This window comes from Sphingobacterium sp. UBA2610 (assembly GCF_002339225.1).
In the GTDB taxonomy this organism is placed as follows: Bacteria; Bacteroidota; Bacteroidia; order Sphingobacteriales; family Sphingobacteriaceae; genus Sphingobacterium; species Sphingobacterium multivorum.
The window spans coordinates 702,155-719,136 of record NZ_DDKA01000023.1 but is presented as its reverse complement, the minus strand read 5'-3'; the positions used below and the strand labels follow the sequence as shown (position 1 = coordinate 719,136).

The 16,982-nt window shown below is 39.4% G+C and carries 13 protein-coding genes and 1 other RNA gene; 6 read left to right on the top strand and 8 right to left on the bottom strand.

Features of this window, described 5'->3' with window-relative positions:
• Position 1 precedes the first annotated feature (1 nt).
• Both B4Z47_RS18860 and B4Z47_RS18855 read left to right on the top strand, forming a co-directional pair.
• Positions 2-1,078 (top strand): oxidoreductase, encoded by a 1,077-nt coding sequence (locus B4Z47_RS18860; RefSeq protein ID WP_070569929.1) that lies wholly within the window; start codon positions 2-4, stop codon positions 1,076-1,078.
• Between the two features lie 15 nt (positions 1,079-1,093).
• Positions 1,094-2,284 carry an NAD(P)/FAD-dependent oxidoreductase gene (locus B4Z47_RS18855; protein ID WP_070569927.1) on the top strand — a complete coding sequence of 397 codons (1,191 nt, stop codon included), beginning with the start codon at positions 1,094-1,096 and terminating at the stop codon, positions 2,282-2,284.
• A 12-nt stretch (positions 2,285-2,296) separates the two neighbouring features.
• Here the strand turns inward: B4Z47_RS18855 and B4Z47_RS18850 are convergent, their stop codons facing one another.
• The gene (locus B4Z47_RS18850) at positions 2,297-3,349 is read right to left on the bottom strand and encodes a helix-turn-helix transcriptional regulator (protein WP_070569230.1); all 1,053 of its coding nucleotides are present in this window, start codon (positions 3,347-3,349) and stop codon (positions 2,297-2,299) included.
• Between the two features lie 151 nt (positions 3,350-3,500).
• On the opposite strand from B4Z47_RS18850, the gene rnpB reads away from it, so the two are divergent.
• Together rnpB and B4Z47_RS18840 are read left to right on the top strand one after the other, a co-directional pair.
• An RNA gene (rnpB, locus tag B4Z47_RS18845) (RNase P RNA component class A) lies at positions 3,501-3,880 on the top strand.
• Between the two features lie 66 nt (positions 3,881-3,946).
• Positions 3,947-5,338, top strand: a complete 1,392-nt coding sequence (locus B4Z47_RS18840) for a sigma-54-dependent transcriptional regulator (protein ID WP_070569233.1) — start codon at positions 3,947-3,949, stop codon at positions 5,336-5,338.
• Between the two features lie 159 nt (positions 5,339-5,497).
• Here the strand turns inward: B4Z47_RS18840 and B4Z47_RS18835 are convergent, their stop codons facing one another.
• The 4 genes from B4Z47_RS18835 to B4Z47_RS18820 form a co-directional block, all read right to left on the bottom strand.
• Entirely contained in the window at positions 5,498-6,169 is a 672-nt protein-coding gene (locus B4Z47_RS18835) for an HAD family hydrolase (protein ID WP_070569236.1), read from the bottom strand.
• Positions 6,170-6,242: 73 nt separating this feature from the next.
• Positions 6,243-8,144 (bottom strand): DUF3857 domain-containing protein, encoded by a 1,902-nt coding sequence (locus tag B4Z47_RS18830; protein ID WP_070569239.1) that lies wholly within the window; start codon positions 8,142-8,144, stop codon positions 6,243-6,245.
• Positions 8,141-10,114 carry a transglutaminase domain-containing protein gene (locus tag B4Z47_RS18825; RefSeq protein ID WP_070569241.1) on the bottom strand — a complete coding sequence of 658 codons (1,974 nt, stop codon included), beginning with the start codon at positions 10,112-10,114 and terminating at the stop codon, positions 8,141-8,143. Before B4Z47_RS18825 ends, B4Z47_RS18830 begins: the two co-directional genes overlap by 4 nt.
• Before the next feature lie 65 nt (positions 10,115-10,179).
• Positions 10,180-10,554: a hypothetical protein gene (locus tag B4Z47_RS18820; RefSeq protein WP_070569242.1), complete on the bottom strand. Its 375-nt coding sequence runs from the start codon at positions 10,552-10,554 to the stop codon at positions 10,180-10,182.
• 477 nt (positions 10,555-11,031) lie between these two features.
• On the opposite strand from B4Z47_RS18820, the gene B4Z47_RS18815 reads away from it, so the two are divergent.
• Positions 11,032-11,556, top strand: coding sequence for a hypothetical protein (locus B4Z47_RS18815; RefSeq protein WP_083296085.1), 525 nt, complete (start codon positions 11,032-11,034; stop codon positions 11,554-11,556).
• Between the two features lie 103 nt (positions 11,557-11,659).
• Positions 11,660-12,559: an OmpA/MotB family protein gene (locus B4Z47_RS18810; RefSeq protein WP_070569245.1), complete on the top strand. Its 900-nt coding sequence runs from the start codon at positions 11,660-11,662 to the stop codon at positions 12,557-12,559.
• Between the two features lie 53 nt (positions 12,560-12,612).
• Here the strand turns inward: B4Z47_RS18810 and B4Z47_RS18805 are convergent, their stop codons facing one another.
• The 3 genes from B4Z47_RS18805 to B4Z47_RS18795 form a co-directional block, all read right to left on the bottom strand.
• A complete protein-coding gene (locus B4Z47_RS18805) occupies positions 12,613-13,245 on the bottom strand; it encodes a gluconate 2-dehydrogenase subunit 3 family protein (RefSeq protein WP_070569248.1) in 633 nt (210 codons plus the stop codon).
• Between the two features lie 4 nt (positions 13,246-13,249).
• Positions 13,250-14,986 (bottom strand): GMC family oxidoreductase, encoded by a 1,737-nt coding sequence (locus B4Z47_RS18800; RefSeq protein ID WP_070569252.1) that lies wholly within the window; start codon positions 14,984-14,986, stop codon positions 13,250-13,252.
• 288 nt (positions 14,987-15,274) lie between these two features.
• Complete coding sequence (locus B4Z47_RS18795; RefSeq protein WP_070569254.1) at positions 15,275-16,870, bottom strand: ABC-F family ATP-binding cassette domain-containing protein; 1,596 nt, start codon at positions 16,868-16,870, stop codon at positions 15,275-15,277.
• Positions 16,871-16,982: the final 112 nt, after the last annotated feature.

Sequence of the window (16,982 nt, the reverse complement as noted above, 5' to 3'; positions counted from 1 at the left end):
TATGAAAAAAATTCGCGTAGGACTTATTGGTTTTGGAATTTCAGGTCAGGTTTTTCACGCTCCCGTGATGCGTTCGATAGCTGAACTGGATCTTGTTAAAGTGACCGCCCGGAAAGCAGATCAGCAAAGTTTGCTAAAGGAACGCTATCCACAGGCAGCAATTGCTTTGTCGGCAGATGATATTTTTAATGATGCAACTATTGATTTAGTCGTGGTTGCGACTTCCAATGACATGCATTATCCTTTTGCAAAACGTGCTTTGGAAGCAGGGAAACACGTTATTGTCGAGAAACCATTTACGAACAATGTAGAGCAGGCCGATGAGCTTATCGCGCTGGCTAAGGAGAAAAATCTGATTTTGGCGCCTTATCACAATTTAAGATTCAACTCCGATTATCGAACGTTAAAGAAAGTGATTCAAAGTGGACGATTGGGAAGAATTGTAAATTTGGAAGCTAGGTTTGATCGTTTCCGCAATTACTTGAGACCAAATGCATGGCGTGAAGAGCATTTACCGGGTTCGGGGATATTCTACGACTTGGGCTCGCATCTTATCGATCAAACTTTACAATTGTTTGGAAGACCAGATGCTGTTTTTGCAGATTTAGCTATTCAACGGGATTATGCGAAAACCATTGACAATTTCGACTGCTTATTGTACTATGATGACTTACGGGTATCGCTGAAAGGGTCTATGCTTACAAAAGAACCTACACCTCGATATCGTGTCTTTGGCATGAACGGAAATTTTGTAAAATATGGTGTCGATCCACAGGAAGCTTTACTGCGCGATGGTAAATTTCCCGATGAAGATCCAACCTGGGGACAAGAAGATCCAAGTCTATACGGCAAGCTCAATATTGTTGAACAGGGGAATGATATTGAAGAAATGATTCCTTCTGAAATAGGTTCTTATCCTGATTTTTATCAGAACGTTGCGGATAGCATATTGGGAAAAACTACCTTGATCGCATCGGCGGAACAGGCGCGGGATGTCATTAAAATTATTGAATTGGGGTATCAGAGTCAATTGGAACGAAGAGTTGTTTCTGTTGAAAATACATTGATTGCTTATTAGAGTGTTGCTGTGAGTATACTATACGATGCCATCATTATTGGGGGGGGAGCCTGCGGATTGATGTGTGCAGCCCAAGCAGGGCTAATTGGGAAGAAGACCTTGGTCCTTGAAAGAAACGATAAGGTCGGTGCGAAGATCCTGATTTCCGGAGGTGGGCGCTGTAATTATACAAATATTGGTAGCAGTCCCGCTAATTTCATTTCTGAAAATCCAGATTTTTTGCACGGTATATTCAAACAATGGACCGTGGACGATACCATTACATTTTTTGAACAATATGGTATCGTGGGACATGAAAAAACACTGGGACAGTTGTTTCCAGAGACCAATAAAGCAAAAGATATCGTTGCTGTATTTTCTAAAATTTTATACGAGACAGGGCAGGATATAGCCTTGAATACCTTGGTCAAATCTGTAGAAAAAAACGATAATGGCTTTGTGGTAAAAGTAGAAAATGCAAAAGGTGAGTCCCGATACCATGCCCATAAAGTGGTTGTTTCTTCCGGTGGGCTTCCGGTGCAAAAGCTTGGGGCCTCAGACTTTGGAGTACGCTTAGCTAAACAATTTGGTTTGAATGTAGTCGGTACAGCGCCTGCATTAGTCCCTTTGACGATAACTGGAAAAGATGCGGATTGGTATAGTTCTCTGGCTGGAAATTCGGTGTTCTCGAAAGTGTCTGTTGCCGGAATGTCTTTTGAAGAGAATATTCTCTTTACACACTGGGGATTAAGCGGACCTGCAATTCTTCAAATATCAAGTTATTGGCGGCCTGGACAGGAGATTACGATTGATCTCTTGCCTAATTTTAATTTGGATAATCTGATTAAACAGGAGCGACAATACGGCGGAAAGCGACTTGTTTCACAATTGCTAAACGATTATTTCAGCAGGAAATTGGTCGACGCCCTTGGGAAATTTTTGGCCTTGGATACCAAAATCGCCTCACTGAGTAAAGCTGATGCGAAGTTGATTGTCGATACGATCCATCGTTTCAAGGTAAAACCTGCGGGAGATAAGGGGTATGATAAAGCTGAGGTCATGCGTGGAGGAGTTTCAACGGAAGAGCTTCACTCCAAAAGCTTAATGTCTAAAAAAGTTGAAGGCCTTTATTTCGGCGGGGAGACTGTTGATATTACAGGATGGCTTGGCGGCTATAATTTCCAATGGGCTTGGGCTAGTGGTTACGCCATCGCCCAAGATATTTAGGTGTGTGAGCTATTATTCATGTTGTGAATTTGATATCTTATCGACAGATTTCTCAGCATAGAGTTCTGTGGCAGCTGTCAAGCGCTGTTTTATTCTCGTTTGTAAATTTCTTGGCGAGAGTACTTTAATGGATTCGCCAAAACCTAAAATTTCTCTTTCCAGTTCAAAGTTAAGTACAACATCGATGCGAATTAAGATTGAGCCATCCTCCTTTTTGTCTAAAATCTGCTGTGAAGGATGTAAGGGTTTTGTTGCTACATAAGGTGCATTTTTTGCATTGACTTGCAATATCACCCGCTGGCCGCGGTCTTTTTGTGTCTTCGTTACGCCTATGGTATCCGAAAAGTAACGTTCGAAATCGACCCCTGTATATTCCTTGTATGAATTTTTGCCCATTTCCTCGATGGTATTGATTCGATCAAGCGCCAGCGTCATTAATCCTTCATTCTTTTTATGCTGACCAATTAGAAACCATCGATTCCGATATTCTTTTAAGAGATAAGGGGAGAAGACCAGATCCTGCTGTTGTGTTGCTTTGAACGATTGGTAGCTGATCAGGAGTGGTGTTTTTTCACGAATGGCTTGATGCAGCGGGCTGATAAAAGAAAGGCCTTTTAGCAGGTTGTTACTTTCCATTTGTATAATGGAAGGTGAATTGTCCTTTTTGGTATGGATGCTATCTTCAAGCCGTGCAACAATATCGCTCATTTCATCAAAACTGGAGAAACCGCTCACATGCTTAAGTACCTCTACTGCTTCCTTCATTTTTTGCATGTCACCGACGGAAATCGGTGAATTGCTAATGCTATAGTTGGGATCTTCATAGGTGTAGAATTTTCGGTGCAACACCACAATAGGCGCATTGTAGCCAAGTTTATTGCTACGCATGAGTTGAATATCACCTTGTATGGTACGTTTACTTATCCCATTTTTGATTCCTTCAAATTCATAAAGTGCATCGGAAACCTTTTCCATGAGATCTTCCAAGGTCCATTTACGATGTCGCAAGCGAAGGCAATGGTCAATCGTTTTATAACGTATGAGGGCTAGTTTATTGAGTGCCATGTTTTTTTTGTTAGATTGAAAATACAAAAATTCTCTTTATCTACGCAAGGTAATTGCGTAGATTTTTGTGCCTGTGGTGCTAAATGAATGGTCTTTTCGAAATTGAAAAGAAATTCGGGTTTATCCGAGTAAAATAGCTACTTTTGCGCAGAAGCAAACTGGTTCTATCGCTGCTCTTTTTTAAGAGGAGAGGAAAGTCCGGGCAACATAGAGCAACACGCTTCCTAACGGGAAGGCTGTTATGAAAATAGCAGACAGAAAGTGCCACAGAAAATATACCGCTTTTCGGAGTAAGGGTGAAAACGTAAGGTAAGAGCTTACGGTCTTGTATGGTGACATATATTACGGTAAACCTCGTGTGTTGAAAGACCAAATAGGTTGCGAAATTCGAAGGCTGCTCGTCTTCTTTCAATGTATTGGAATTCGTAATGGGTAGGTTGATTGAGTTTGTCAGCGATGGCAAATCTAGATAAATGATAGAAATTCCACTTCGGTGGTCTACAGAACCCGGCTTACAAGGTTTGCTTCTTTTTGCTAATTGCCAAAAAAAACTTATATTGATTCCCGTAATTGAAAAAATAGCATAACTCTCGATTTATGAGTACAATTTTAATCATTGATGATGAGCGCGCCATCAGAAGTTCGTTGCGTGATATCTTGGAATATGAAGATTATACGATTTTAGATGTCGACAATGGCCGGGATGGATTAGATATTTTAAAAAAGGAAAAAATAGATCTTGTTCTCTGCGATATCAAGATGAATACGATGGATGGGATGGAAGTTTTGGCAGAAGCACACCAAAGCAGCCCGGATATCCCTTTTATTATGATCTCAGGACATGGTACGATTGAAACAGCTGTTGAAGCGGCGAAAAAAGGAGCATTTGACTTTTTAGAAAAACCGCTGGACCTGAACAGATTATTGATCACCGTTCGGAATGCACTGGATAAAAGTTCCCTAGTCACCGAAACCAAAGTACTGAAACGAAAAGTTAGCAGTTCGAAAACTAAAGATATATTGGGTGAGTCTGGGGCAATCAAACGTATTAAAGAGACAATTGATCGCGTAGCACCGACAGAAGCGCGTGTATTGATAACTGGAGCAAATGGTTCGGGAAAGGAGCTTGTGGCACGTTGGCTGCATGAGAAATCGAATCGTGCGCAGGGACCGCTTATTGAAGTGAACTGTGCTGCGATACCTTCCGAATTAATCGAATCAGAATTATTTGGCCATGAAAAAGGATCCTTCACTTCAGCTATTAAACAGCGTATCGGAAAATTTGAACAAGCGAGTGGCGGAACATTGTTCTTGGATGAGATCGGAGACATGAGTCTATCCGCTCAAGCTAAAGTGTTAAGGGCGTTACAGGAACATAAAATCACCAGAGTGGGTGGCGATAAAGAAATTGACGTCAATGTCAGGGTAGTAGCCGCGACCAATAAAGATCTCTTGAAGGAAATTGAGGATGGCAATTTTAGAATGGACTTGTATCACCGCCTGTCGGTAATCTTGATTCATGTACCTGCTTTGATCGACCGTGTGGATGATATTCCCCTGCTTTCAACAAATTTTTGTGAAGAAATCTGTATGGAATATGGGATACCTGTGAAGGAAATTACGACTGCGGCCATGCGGGAATTGAGCCATCTTCCCTGGACAGGTAATATTCGGGAATTGCGCAATATGATTGAACGTTTAATTATTTTGAGTGATCGATCTATTACAGATAAAGATGTTGTCGCATTTGCTAATCCTTCTCGTGAACCGGTAAACGGTATAGCGCATGAAAAAGGCGCAACGAATTATGGTTTAGATATGGACTCCTTTGATTCGTTTCAAGATTATAAAGATCATGCGGAGAAAGAATTTATAAAATATAAATTGGAAAAAAATAATTGGAACGTCTCCAAGACGGCCGACGATTTAGATATTCAACGTAGCCATCTGTATAGTAAAATAGAGAAGTTTGGTCTAAAAAGAGATTAATCACTTCGTGAAAATTTAGTCTAGCAGCGGTGAACGAAAATTGCAGCTCGCTTGGGCAAACCGATAAAAAAAGAGATTCCTTAAGGAATCTCTTTTTTTATCGGTAGAGAGGAGACAGCTGAAGTCCTCGGGCTAAGTGTCGGCACACACTCAACCAAGTTATAATTCTTGTGTTTTTAAAATGGCCTTTACATTGGCAACAGATATTTCTGTATAATTATTTATATAATCATCACTTGCAGGCAATTCTTCTTTTTTATGGGTTGAAAGTACGGCAACAACTTTCATTTCGGCATTTTTCGCTGCGGTAATACCAGAAAAAGAATCTTCAAAAACAATACAGCGGTCAACAGGAATTTGCAGGTTTTCTGCAGATTTTAGGTAAACCTCAGGATGTGGCTTATGTAGTTTCACATCTTCGCTGCTCAGTGTGGACGAGAAGAGCTGGCGTATATTCAATTCGTCCAGAATTAAATCCATATTCTCTCGTGGAGCTGATGTCGCCACAGCAAGCTTAAAACCGTTATTCTTTAATTCTGTCAGAAATTCAATCAGGCCCTTAATAGGGGCAACGTGCTCTTTATAAATGACTCTAAAAAGCTGTTCTTTTTCAAATTCAAGGGTTCGCAGTTCCTCAGGGGATATCGGACGTTGAAAGAAATGTTGCATAATGTAACTATTATGCTTACCATACATATGCTGCTCAAATTCCTCTTCTGTCGCCTGTTGTACATTGTGGTTTTTAAAAAAAGCTCTAAAAGCTTCCGCATGGAAAGGGTTGGTGTGGCTGATAACACCGTCCATGTCAAAGATTGCTGCGTATTCTGTCATTGAGCTAATATACAATAATTGCCTTATTTGATCGATTTTACTCCTTCATATTCTGGTAAATATTTTCTTCCGACTAGAGAAAGCTTAGATTAAAGCGTCCCTTGTCGCAGCTGCTTACCTCATTATGAAATTGGAAAAAGTCTTCATAAGTACTGGCAGGATAACTGCCTTCAAAAAGTTCCAGTTTTCTGTAGGTGAACAGTTTATTGTCTTTTATTTCTGACCTAAATTCATATTTTCCAAATGGTTTCTCAATAATTTTCTTCTCAGAAGTTATGTTTTTGAGCATATTTTCTGGAAGGGCAATGCTAATGCTATCGATATCGGCGTAGCCTCTTTCAATGAAAATATCTTCCGTTCTATTTCTACTTTCGGCAATGCTGGAATGTGTATTGAATAAATTAGGCTGGATCAAAAGTTTATTACCATTTTTCACCGCATAGTTTTTAATAAAAATATTCAGGTTCTCCTCGATAAATGGATTTTCCTCCTTATGTTCAATATAGTTTACCTGATTAAAATTGATATTGTCTATATTATAGTATTCCGTGAGGAGCTTATTCTTATCATTATTGCTGGCTAAAAGCACGTCCATATGGTTCTCATATTGGGCTCCGTAGAATTTGGTGTTTAAGGTCCCCTGGATGCTTCCGTCTTCCGAAAGTTTTAGGTCGGCATAGCGCAATTGAAGGTTGGTGGAGTTAATGTATTTCGGTGTATGCATGATAACTCCGCCATTTTCGGTACAGGCAACGACATCTCTATCGTCGGTAAAGTCGCTAAGAAAACCAAATGGAAGATTTTGGCTCGTGCATTCCAGCCAGGTCGTATCATTTTTGAATGGAATACATAGAATGACGTGATTACCGTCCTGGGCATTTGCAAAGGTTTTGTGGAAACTTTCTTTGCGTCTGCCTGCTTCGACAATACAGTAATAGGAAGGGATATTGACGGCCGACAACATGCTTCGCATGTAATTGGCCAGTGCTTTACAATCACCATAACCTAAGCGGTCAACCTCAGAAGCGGGAAAGGGCTCCAAGCCCCCGATACCGATTTGGATACTGATGTAACGTGTGTTTTTTTGTAAGTAATTGTATAGAATCTTTGCTTTGTCCTTATCTGAGCTTGCGTCTTTTGTTAATGCAATAAATTTTTGTTTAGACGCTTCCGTCAAATCGTCTTTTTTGTTCAATAGGCTGTTGGATACCCATTGGCCAAATTCTTTCCAGTCCCCGAAATTTCCTGTCTTACCATAATAAATAAAATTTTTGGGAACGATGAGTACGTTTGTTCTTTTCAGGCTAGGATTGGGGCTATAAGATTCCTCTTTTTTTGCCGCGATCTGTTCAGCATTCCATGTTTTACTTTCCGTTTTGTCATTTTTCTCTTCTTTGATACTTCCTTTATAATTCGTTGTTTCAATTCGACATTCTGTGCCTATTGGAGCAATAAATTGAAAGCTGCTTTTTTCTACAGATACATTATTGGACACTTCAGGAGTCCAAGATGGAATGATCAAGTTTTGTTTACTCCTAACCTCGTATTGGTATTCGACGGTATAGGGATAGCTATGGTAGTCAGGTACAAATAGTTTTACCCGGGAATCGGCAAACATCGTACTATTGTCCACAGCGCTAATATCTTTGAAATCTTTCGTTGCAATTTTCTTTTGCAATATTCCCATTTCATTATAGATAGCCCCTTTAAGACTCTTGATCTCGGTAGATTTATTATAATATACTGGGAGCGTGGCATACCGGTCTCCATTTTTATTATACACTGTTATGGCACAGGTTATGGTGGTGATGACTTGTTCGGGAGATTTTATTTCTACCACCGTTTTATCATTGCGCACCGTAGCGACAGCCCTGCTCTTTAATGTACTTGGAATATTGGCGACGTCGTAGTTATCTTGCCCAATTGCGAGGATCGGAAGCAGGAAGTATAGTAAGTTGATGAATACGATTTTCATTTTTTACCGATTAATTTTATGTCTAGCTTTTGTTGTTGAATAATACGTGAATACAATTCTTTGAGCGAAAAATACTCATCGACTGAAAAGATGGGTTTGTTGAAAGCGAGGCTCTGTAGTATTTCAAGTTGATTGCCATTGACCTGCGTTACATATCTATATTTTGCAGTTGACTCCGGGAGTGCTAACGATGCATTCTGAGGCTTCTCAGCAATTTCATAATGATCAGGAATGGTCAATTTAACGGAGTACAATGTTTTGGATTTAAAACCCATATCAACCGGATAAGTTCTTTCCTGTGCTTTAAAGGGGTTGTAGGAAATCCTGTCAATAATATTTGGAGCCAATACGAGTATGTCTTGTTCCATTTGTTTGGAGACATCTAGGATAACATCAAATTCTTCTATCAATAGTTGATCGATATCCTCCAGGTTTTGAATACTTGATTTTGTTAACGTGATATTGGGCATTTCTTCGTCTAGTTTTTCCCAGTATTCCTCCAAAGAGTTGAATTTGGCAATATGTTGCCGCTTTAGGAGTGCTTTGTTACCGCTACTGCTTATGGTGAGTTTTCCCTTGATTTTAAATTGGTCATTCAGAGCCCCTTCCAAGATATAGTTTACATCGGAAGATTCTTGAGCCGTAAGTGGAAACCAATCGGAACTTTTTTTGGAGTAGATGATTCTTCCCCGTTCATTTAAGCATTGTAAAGGGAGCTGTCCAAAAGGTAAATATAAATTGGAGGCATCGAGTTTATACTTTACACCGTCTATATCCACGCAAGCGATGACGTAATCAAAGTCCGATAATACCGGGAATAGGCCATTGGGTGTACCATTTCGACGTGTTGATAAAATAATAGGATAGGCTTCCAGATCTGCCGCCAATAAAGCAGTTACCAGTGCTAAATTGATGTCGCCAATATTCCCGGTTCGTTTTTCCAGTGCTTTTTCAATACCAGTTTCAGCATATTTACCTAAATAATTATTCCATTTTATTTGTTTGTTGATATAGTTATATATCTTTTTTGCTTTTTCTAATTTGGTGTCAGTGGGCGATAGAATTGTTGCTAAATTGGCTTTGAATAAGTCTGTTTTTTTTAATTGACCTCCAAAAGTCTTTTCATTCATGAGGTCTGTATCGACGTCCTTCCAGGTTTTGCTAAATGTCTTCTTACTGCCTGTGCTCGGATAAAAGATCGATTCAAGCTCATAATAGATCGCAGATTTGAAATTGGTTGGCGAAGTCATGTAATCCTCTTCCATAAATGCCGGAATGTTCTTCATGGTATAGGTCAATTTTGAACAATCCATTCGCAACCCATCCAGGAAAATAAATTCTTTCAGTGCTTCGGCTTTTTGATCGGTAAGCTTGTAGGGGCCGCGTAAAACTACATTGTAGGCGAAGGAAGCGGGAATAATTGCGATATATTGGCTTTGAATTTTGGGGATATCATCTTGGAATTCCCATGTCTTGAAATTAAATAAATCCTGCTCCAGCGTCCGATAAGACACTTCAATAATAGATCCTTCTTTAATATTCGGAAGGGTGAACTTATTAAGATCCAGATAGGCTGAGTAATTTTCCTTGAAAACTTTTTTATTTTCAAGCTCTGTTTTCTCGATCCTACCATTTTCTAAATTATACGTAACAGCCTTTAGTTCGTCAAAATAGTCACGGACGTAACTCCCGCGTTTATACGAAGGAATTTCAAAATTAGCTTTTTTAAACCCTTCTTTGTTATTGATCCGGATAATTACATGGTATTCATGTTGAAGTTTTACGCGATTATCATAATCATCAACAAAGACAGAGCTCCGTCCAAACTCATTGAGCACGATTGCATTGGCATTGCTATCCAGATCTGTTCGTGAAAAATCTGAAATAGAAACTTTACCAAAGTCAAAAGTCTGGGCTATACTATTTGTATAAATAGAAAATATTAAAAATAGCGTTAAAAACTGGCGCATAACTATAGGTGTAATAATTCACGAATATAAGTTTTTAGCCAAAATTAAACGATACTTCCGGATAATTATTTATCTAGTTGCAAAAGATTATTAATGATTTCGGTGATGTTATCGACCTCTTCACCATCTTCCAGCATAGAGAATGCAAGATAGGTGGCGTAGATTTCAGGACTGAATTTTACGTGCTTATCAGCGATAAACCGGTCGATCTGTTCTTCATTGCATTCAAAATGAATACTTTGTAATTCATTGAAAAGATTGGTTGAGATGGTCTGATGATTTTCACCACAGGCAAATCCTGCAATAATATGGAATAGAAACTTATCGGTTATTTCGTCATCTTCCTTTTTAAACATAGCACGAATATGCTTATAATCGAATTTAGTTTTTGCGCTATTCACAATAGTGTCCCAAATCTGATACTCTGCTTTAGTTTCCATAGCTCGCTTTAAATTTATATTGGTATAAGCAATATAGCAAAAATAATTTGATTTTTGGCAAGGATAATGAAACTTAGTGGTCTATTCAAATAACCGCAATTAGCGGTCTATCTGTAGGCATAAAATTCAGCAGATCCTCAGGTAAAGGAGGGGATATCGATTATGATGAAGAGCTTATGCCTGCAATAAGGTGTAAACTATTTCCCCTAAAAAGCAGCCTAATATCACACCAAATAGAATTGACAAAATCACCTTTAACCAGACTGGGCTTGTTTCTAAAATCAGTTTCATGGAGCAAAATTGCTTTAAAAATATACTTTAATAAAGACTTTTCTCTTTTTTAAGGCTAGCTGTGGCGATACGATGACATGAATTTTGGCCTTTATGGTATGATAATTGAAAATTAATAGTTGGATTCGATTTTTTTAGTAATTTAAGTCGGAAATTGAAATTGTTGAAATAGCCTGATTTATAATTATGATAACACGAATAGTATTGACAATTGTTCTATTCACTTTAACAAAAGTTGGGCTTGGCCAGCAGGTGAATATGGAGAAAATTCGAAAAGAATATGCGGAGGCCGTGAAGGACGAGGATCTGTGTGAACATAATTTGGAGGCATTGACCGAAGGGGCCAAATCGCCGACAGAGAAAGCCTATCTAGCCGCCTATCAAATACTGTTAGCGAAACATATCGGCAATCCATTTAAGAAAGTTGGGCAATTCAAAGAGGGGAAAAAGCATTTGGAAGAAGTGATTAAGGAAAATCCAAATCATATTGAAGCACGGTTTATACGTTGGAGCGTACAGGTGCATGCGCCTTCTTTTTTGGGCTACAACAATAATATCCTTGAGGATAAAAATTTCCTGGTTAAAAACCTTTATAAATTACCCAATGAAGAGGCTAAATCCATTATTTATAATTATCTCAAAGGCGCCAATCCTTATCTTAAAGGTGGGCAAGTATTTAGCGCTACAGAGTTGAAGGAGCTAGCCCAATAGGACGTTAAAGGTTGTTAATTTGACAAGACTGTGGGGTATTTTGGCTAGAATATTGCGTATCTTGCTATATGAATTAGTTCAACATCTACAAAAAGAGTATATCATGAAGAATTTAGTTTTTCCAATGACTGTATTAACGGCCAGTTTGTTTGTTGTCGGATGTGGTGTCAGCAAAAAGCAATATGCTGGTTTACAGTCCGACTATAGTAAATTGCAAACGGAGCACAGTCAATTGACCAAGCAATATCAGGATGGACAACTTCAATTAGCTGAAGGCCGGACGCGGATCAAGAGCTTAGAAGATCAGTTGGCTTCTGAACGTCAAAATAATGCGGACCTCCGATCTGCTTATGCTGCTTTGCAGAAATCGCTCGATAACAGTATTAATCAGAATTCACAGGGAAATATTAATATTTCTAAGCTGGTTGATGAAATTAACGCTTCAAATAAATACATTAAGCATCTCGTTGAGACGAAAAACAAATCCGATTCCTTGAATCTGGTATTGACCAATAATTTGACAAGATCACTTAGCCGTGAGGAACTGCAGGAAGTTGATGTACAGGTATTAAAAGGGGTCGTTTATATCTCACTTGCTGATAACATGCTTTACAAATCCGGTAGCTATGAAATTAATGATAGGGCCGATCAGACGTTAAGCAAAATTGCGAAAATTATCCAGGATTATAGAGATTATGAAGTTTTGATTGAAGGTAATACCGATACGGATCCAATTTCTAAACCTAATATTCGGAATAACTGGGATCTAAGTACCCTGAGAGCCTCTTCTGTGGTACAGGCTTTACAAAATAAATATGGTGTGGATCCGAAGCGCTTAACTGCGGGTGGTAGAGGAGAATATAATCCAATTGCAGATAATACGACCGCGCTAGGTAAGCAACGGAATAGAAGAACGCAGATTATCATCACACCTAAATTGGATCAATTTATGGAGTTGATTGATAAGGCTCCGGAAGCTACCGAGTTACCATCGGGACAATAGATTTTAATTGGGTAAATAAAAAAATCCTTTCCATTTTGGAAAGGATTTTTTTATTATCCAAAGAATTTAGTTGGGTCAAAACCGTGCCCTTTCAACACATCATCTGGTACACCATTCCAGACTCCAGGTTTATTTCCGGCATAGCCAATATCTTTTACACCCATTTCACTGGTGTAAAATCCTGAAGAAGTCAGGTTGCGCATCAATGAAAAGAAGGCGGCACCTTGTTTCATTTCCGGTCTTGCCAAATCAGGGTAGGCGATATCATCCACCAATGCAAGTTGATCTTTTGCGCTACATTTGATAAATACTGTTCCGTAACGCTTTTTGGACTGTAGGTCGAGCCAACGAAGTCCGCCGCGCATCGGGATTTTATTATCAGGCAAATCTTTTACGATAAATTCGATAAAATCGGGGACTCCCGCTTCCGAAGCGCTTCCTGAAATGTTATCCTTAGGAATAATAATGTCAGCCAAAACAGTGATTGTCGCCATTTCATGTTCGTCGAAAAACTTTTCGGCGTATAATTGTTCCGTGCGTTCGTATTCAAAATCCTGGACTCCAGGTAATTTTTTGCTATTGTCTGCTGCTGCATTTTTAGCATCTTTTGAATTGCAGGCTGCGGTTAAAAGACCAGATCCAGCTGCAATTAATCCTAATGCTCTTAAAGATTCTCTTCTATTCATGCTTTTAACCGTTTAATTTTTTCTTTTCTTGAAGTATATATTCTGCTGTTCGCATCGATAAAGCGAGTATTGTCCAGGTCAGGTTTTTGTCACCTTGTTGAACAAATGGTCCCGCATCGACGACATAGAGATTTTTACAATCGTGGGCTTGTCCCCATTTGTTCAATACGGAGGTTTTAGGGTCATTTCCCATTCTTGTGGTACCGCCTTCATGAATAATTTTTCCGGGAGCTTCTAGGCCGTACAATGTATCTGCTCCGGGTATTTTAGAAGTGATGACAGCGCCCATTTCGTGCATAATAGACTGAAATGTCTCTTGCATGTGCTTGGCTTGCGCGATTTCTTCATTGGCCCATTTGTAGTTGAAACGTAGTACAGGAATTCCGAATTTGTCGACTTTATCGGGGTCAATTTCACAATAATTGTCTTTTCTTGCCAATGCCGTTCCGCGTCCTGCCATGCCGACATTTGCACCATAATAGCTGCGGAAATCTTCTTTTAATGCAGTACCATAACCGCCTTTGGCCTTTGACTTTCCAGCTGAATTTTTTGCATGGTCATTTACTTTCGGTACCCAATTCAAAAATCCATAAGATGGCATATGTAAACCACCGCCGTATTCGATGTGGTAACCTCTAGGGAAGTTCAATTTGGCATTATCTTCCCACCATGGTGAATAAATATGGACACTTCCAACGCCATCTTCATTATAACGCTTCCGGTCGAGTAGCTGTGGTAAAAAGCCCGATAAGCTGGCTCCCGTAGAATCGTGGAGATATTTTCCGACTAAACCGCTGCTATTACCAACACCACCAGGATGTGATTTTGATTTGGAGTTTAACATGATCCGCGCACTTTCACAGGCACTAGCACCCAAAATAACGGTTTTCCCCTTAACGGTATATTCCTGCAAATCCTTGGTGTTAACATAAGAAACACCAACTGCAATTCCTTCATCATTTGTAATGACTTCTCTTACCATTGCATTGTCTATCACCTTCAGGTTACCCGTTTTCATCGCTGGAATAACCAGACAAGATGAAGAGGAAAAGTCTCCATAAACTTTACATGCACGACCACATTGCCCACAGTAGAAACAGGTACCTCGATCTTTAATATCTTTTGATACTTCGGTTAATACCGCCCCTCTTCCGGGAATCACTGGAACTCCAGCTTTTTTTGCACCTTTTGCAATATATAGTTCGTTTAAGCGTGGCTTAGGTGGTTTCATAAAAATACCATCGGGTTCGTTATGAATACCTTCTGCCGTGCCATATATTCCGATCATTCGATCTACACGGTCATAAAATGGCTTAACCTCTTCATAAGTAATAGGCCATTCATCCGTTACTCCATCCTTTGGCTTGAAATCGTCAGGTCCCATACGCAATGAAATTCGACCCCAGTGGTTGGTTCTGCCGCCCAGCATGCGTGCTCTAAACCATTCAAATTCAGTTCCCGCTACTTTGCTGTAGGGTTCGCCTTCGATTTGCCAACCACCAAAGGCTGCGTCAAAATCCCCGAATGGTCTTGTGGTACCCGCACCTCTTCTTGGGGATTCCCAAGGCCAGCGTAGTTGTAACGAATCTTTTGCTGGGTCATAAAAAGGACCTGCTTCCAGCATCAATACTTTAAGCCCCGCATGTGCAAGTATATAACCTGCCATACCACCACCTGCGCCGGAACCAACTACGATGGCGTCAAATAATTCGGGATTTTCTTTAATTTGATAATCTGACATAATTAAATGAAGTAATTAATTGAGAGGCCTGTGCGATACATTTGCCTGAAGGCTTACTATGTAAATGTGGAGGTTCAATTAATTTAATGGTTATTGTTTCATGTTTAAAATCATCGTGAATATATCGATAAAAATTTGTTTTTTTTAATTTAATTTATCGATTTAGCAGATTTTAAATAAAGAATATGGGATTGTTACAAAAAATACCCTGTTTTATTAAAATTTTATGGCGAGCGATACTTAAATATTCCGTGTATTTCGTTGCAGCGAAATACACGGCGTTATCTTTTAGAGGTTTTTTAATTTGATGACTTTGTTTATATGGATTTCTTGTAGAAACACTTCATCGTGTGAAATGACGAGTAGGGTACCTTTATAAAGCTGAATCGCTCTGGTTAGCATCAGTATATTTTGAAGATCTAAATTGTTTGTAGGCTCATCAAGGATAATCAAATCGGGAGACTGTTGCTGGATGGTGAGACAGCATACTATCAGACGCATTTTTTCACCGCCACTCAATAGTTGGCAGGGCTTGTCCCAATCGTCTTTTCCAAATAAGAACCGATTGAGTCTAATTTTGATTTCATGTTCAGGTAGCGCGGCGGTATTGAATTGCTGCGCTTGCTCATAAATACTTAAATGTGGAGATAAGATGGAATACGTCTGATCTAAATAGATTGCGCGAAATGATTGCCGCTCAATTTTTCCTTGTTCAGGCATTAGTTGGTTGAGAAGGAGTTTAACTAATGTTGTTTTCCCAGATCCGTTCGGGCCTTGGAGTGCGATACGATCCCCACTGAATAATTGAACGTTTATATTATCTTTCCAAAGCTGTTTTGCGCCATAGCTGAAATTGATGTTTTCGGCCTTGATCATACTTTTTCCTGTTGGAAAATTACTGTTTCCCAAATCTATTTTAATTTCATCCAATGCGGATTGTGAACCACGAAGTTCCTGTAGATCCGATCTGATATCTCCAATTTTGTCCTGGTGTACATTTTTAATTTTGGCGGTACTCTTTTCAGCATTATTACGTAGCGTATTCATCATTATGCGAGCTACACCTGCCTTCTCCTGCTTTTTTTGACCACGGTTGTTTAGTCTGTTTTGGCGCTCGATTGTTTCTCTTTCTTTCTCTTTTGCGATTTTGATCGCTCTTTCCTTGTGGTGGATATCGTGTTGCAACGCATGGCGTTCGATCTCCTTTTGAGCCTCGTAAAAGGTATAATTACCCCCATATCGCTTGATGCCATTTGGGGCCATTTCAGCCATGTCATCCAGTAAATTAAGCAGGGTTCTATCGTGGCTGACAACGACTATAGTGTTTTTGCTTGATTGAATCCAATCGTATAGTTGTGTTCTGCTGTCCATATCCAAATGGTTGCTCGGTTCATCAAGAAGAATAAGCTCGGATCGATGAATCTGGATTCCGGACAATAAAACTTTCGTTTTTTGTCCACCACTAAGGGAAGACATTTGCTGAGCCAATTGTATGTTGGGCAGATCCCATTGTTTGAAAGCCTCTTGGCAACGTTCTTCCAAAGCCCAGTCATCTTGAAGTCTATTGAAATTTTCCTCAGACGCATCACCGGCCAATATGGCATAAAGAGCATTCAATTTTTTATCGATTCTAAGTGCTTCAGCCACCGTCTTATGCTCGAATTGTCCAACAACCTGAGGGACATAATAGGTGCTAGCGCTATTATGTATGCTCCCACTGGTCGGCGATAATTCTTTGGCAATCAGTTGTAGTGCCGTTGATTTTCCAACGCCGTTATGACCGATCAGTGCGATTTTCTCTTGCGCGTTTATGTGCAGATTTATGTTCTCAAACAATAAATCTTTATTTGGATGTATATAGGAAAGTTGTTGTAATGAAAGCATGTTGAAATTCTTTAAATGTTAGAAAAGACCATTTGTACGGGTATCGTCAATGGATGGTATTTATTTCGTTCTAAAGAATTTTAATCTTACATGCAGTTTTAACGATGTTGAG